The organism is Candidatus Jordarchaeum sp. (assembly GCF_052745115.1).
Window position 1 is genome coordinate 1 of record NZ_JBRAKS010000424.1, and the last position, 2,978, is coordinate 2,978.

6 protein-coding genes are annotated in these 2,978 nt (G+C 38.8%); 4 read left to right on the plus strand and 2 right to left on the minus strand.

The window, feature by feature from the left end:
- Both ACUVXA_RS18965 and ACUVXA_RS18970 read left to right on the plus strand, forming a co-directional pair.
- On the plus strand, positions 1-372 hold a 372-nt coding region (locus ACUVXA_RS18965; protein ID WP_445872855.1), incomplete at its 5' end, for a hypothetical protein.
- Entirely contained in the window at positions 360-596 is a 237-nt protein-coding gene (locus ACUVXA_RS18970; protein ID WP_445872856.1) for a DUF2283 domain-containing protein, read from the plus strand. The genes ACUVXA_RS18965 and ACUVXA_RS18970, both read left to right, overlap by 13 nt.
- Positions 597-634: 38 nt before the next feature.
- Here ACUVXA_RS18970 and ACUVXA_RS18975 read toward each other — a convergent pair whose 3' ends face one another.
- Positions 635-1,117: a hypothetical protein gene (locus ACUVXA_RS18975; RefSeq protein WP_445872857.1), complete on the minus strand. Its 483-nt coding sequence runs from the start codon at positions 1,115-1,117 to the stop codon at positions 635-637.
- A gap of 195 nt (positions 1,118-1,312) precedes the next feature.
- Here ACUVXA_RS18975 and ACUVXA_RS18980 point away from each other — a divergent pair, with 195 nt between their 5' ends.
- Both ACUVXA_RS18980 and ACUVXA_RS18985 read left to right on the plus strand, forming a co-directional pair.
- Positions 1,313-1,597: a TIGR04076 family protein gene (locus ACUVXA_RS18980; RefSeq protein ID WP_445872858.1), complete on the plus strand. Its 285-nt coding sequence runs from the start codon at positions 1,313-1,315 to the stop codon at positions 1,595-1,597.
- A 193-nt stretch (positions 1,598-1,790) separates the two neighbouring features.
- Complete coding sequence (locus ACUVXA_RS18985; protein WP_445872859.1) at positions 1,791-2,591, plus strand: glucose 1-dehydrogenase; 801 nt, start codon at positions 1,791-1,793, stop codon at positions 2,589-2,591.
- Positions 2,592-2,674: 83 nt separating this feature from the next.
- Here ACUVXA_RS18985 and ACUVXA_RS18990 read toward each other — a convergent pair whose 3' ends face one another.
- A complete protein-coding gene (locus ACUVXA_RS18990; protein WP_445872860.1) occupies positions 2,675-2,932 on the minus strand; it encodes an amidohydrolase family protein in 258 nt (85 codons plus the stop codon).
- Positions 2,933-2,978: the final 46 nt, after the last annotated feature.

Sequence of the window (2,978 nt, forward strand, 5' to 3'; positions counted from 1 at the left end):
CATAATTTTTTAGAAAAAAAATACCGTAGCTGCAAATCGAGTTCAACAAAAACAGGAAGTGCAGCAAAAATGGATACTGCTCTTTCTAAAAATAAAGTTCCTATCCGGTTATCTGATGAAAGGTGGTTCCACATCACAGAAAACCACTCAGAAGTGGCTGGCTATTATTACGAAGTTATGGAATGTGTTGAGGAGCCTGAAACAATCTATGAAGGTATAGCAGGTGAATGTATAGCCATAAAAGAGTTGGAAAAAGGTAAATACATCGTAATATACAAAGAGGTGAGAGAAAATGATGGATTTATTATTACTGCCTTTCTAACAAGCAAGAAAAAGCAGTTTGAAAGGAGGAGAAGGATATGGCCCAAATAGAAGTGGAAAAAATATTAGCTCTCGTTCCCGATTTACTGAAAGTACCGAGCAAAAAAATTTGGGTGACACACGACAAAGATGCAGATGTCCTATACATAAACTTCAAAAAACCCAGCCATACAGATAATTCAGAGCTCACCGACGATGATGTTATAATCCGATATGAAAAAGAAAAGATAGTAGGAATAACAGTACTCAACGCAAGTAAAAGAAAAGCAAGATAATAAACAAAGAAACATTCCAAAAAATATTAATATTTCATTTATCCGTAAGGTCTTTTTGAGCGTTCCTTATATCTCTCATACTCCTTTCTAAAATTAGGATTCTGCATAAGCTTTTCCAGCTCCTCATCCAGCTTTTCTTCCAGTTCCGACTGCTTATCCGAAGCATAATACCTAGCCAATTTATCCACAGACTCTGAGGAATATTTTTGGATACCGGCAAGTATAATGGCAACCTCCCTGTTCTGAGGAACCAACATTCCAAAGGGAGTCGGCGTCCCCTCATTCACCACTTTCCTAATCTCATCATCGATCCTACGAACATTGGAGCCCACACCCACCGCCTGACCAGGCCCAATAAACTCCGACTTGAGCTGCCACAAATACTTATCCGTAGTGATAAAAGTGTCATAGCTATCCTTTGGGTTTCTGCCCGTTAACACCCTCCACTTCTCCCTCTCCTTACTCCTATCATAGAGCTTTTTTAACTCCAACATTACCTCGTCAATAGTCTTCGCCGACAAATTATACGCCCCTTATTTCATCAAATAATTCCGACTTTTAATTTAACTTAAAAATAATACGCTAATAAACATATCTTAATACACTAAACACAATATATAAACTCAAGAATATTTTTTTACTATTAAATCAAATAAGTACCTTGAACTAATACAGTGAAGTGAATAAACAAATTAGAAAAAGGGAGGTAAATAAAAATGGGAGAAACGCAAAAAATCGGATTTCGCGTAGTTGGCACAATAAAGGAAGTTAAAGGTTTATGTACTGCCGGCCATAAGGTAGGAGACCAGATCGAACTCAGCGGACACAGCTCAGGAGGACTGTGTGGCTTCTTTTACCCTGATATATTCCCTTACATTATTATGCTTCAGTTTGGAGGTGGATTTCCCGCCGAGTGGGTAGCAGACCAAGACGTTGTTGAGCTTGAGTGCATGGACAGAATAAATGCGGTTAAGATAGAGCTGAGGCGAATAAAGGAATAATCTTTGATGGCAATTCGCTTGGTGTTCCTTAGCTATTTTTTTACAATCTAAATCTGTTAAAGCAATTTTTAGATCGATGGTGAACAGGTACCTTTTCTCAGTTATCTTTATAATATTTGAGAAGACATTCAAAATATGTTTCATAACATGTTTTACTTTGAAGATTTTCATAAAATCATGAAAGGGTGTTTCTATGCACGTTATGGATTTGTTTCGCTTAAATGGTAAAGTGGCGATTGTCACTGGCGGTGGAAGTGGAATAGGAAGAGCCATTACCGAGGGCTTGGTTGAGGCCGGTGCCAATGTTGTCATTGCTTCTCGCAAGTTTGAAACCTTGAAAAAGGTATCTGAGGAGCTGTCAAATCAGGAAACTCGAGTTTTACCAGTTAAATGCGATCTTGAAAAAATGGAAGAAATTAATAATTTGGTAAAAACAACTTTGGAAGAATTTAATGATATCCATATCCTCGTTAATAATTCTGGTATGACCTGGGGTATGTCCTCACTAGAGTACTCTGAGGAGAAGTGGGATCAAATAATGAGAATAAATCTTAAAGCCGCCTTTTTCCTCTCCCAGAAAGTTGCCAATTACTGGGTAAAGAATAACAAGAAGGGCAAAATACTCAACATATCCTCAACTGCGGGAATGGGAGGCATACCGGAAGAGTTTATGCCAGTACCAGCCTACAGTGCCTCCAAGGCAGGTCTAATAACTTTAACGAAGGATCTCGCTGTAAAATGGGCGAAATATGGCATAAATGTCAACGCCATTCTCCCCGGATTCTTCAGAACTCGTATGACCGAATTCACCTTCAAAAAGGGGCTTGAAAAATTTGTATACTCTGGAATACCCTTGAGAAGAGAAGGAAATCCCGACGAAATCAAAGCCGCAGCCCTTTTGCTGGTCTCCCAAGCATCTGATTACATAACTGGAGCGATTTTACCTGTAGATGGGGGAATGTTGGCTATGGTTATGAACATAAGTTTCACATAATAAAATTAGTGAAGCAAATATCCTGAAAGTTTTTGATTAGTATGCCGTGACCTACCTAGAATGTTTTCTGATCCCGATTAGCATTATAAGCTAAATAATTTCTCAGCATTCTTCCATAGAATCCTCTCTTCGTCTTCATCCGGAAGTTTGAGCGATTTTACGATTTCCACATGCTCTCTCGGGTTTATCAGTACATTGGGGTAATCGGTTCCCAGAAGAACGTGATCTGCTCCCAAGACTTCGATTGCCAGCTTTATTCCCGGTGCCCAGAAACCTATTGTATCCACATAAAAATTCTTTACGTATTCGCTTGGGAGTTTTTTACCGTATAAGGGAAGTATATGCTTGTGTTTTGCTCACAAGTTTCCCCGGAAAGAAGCGTTTTTT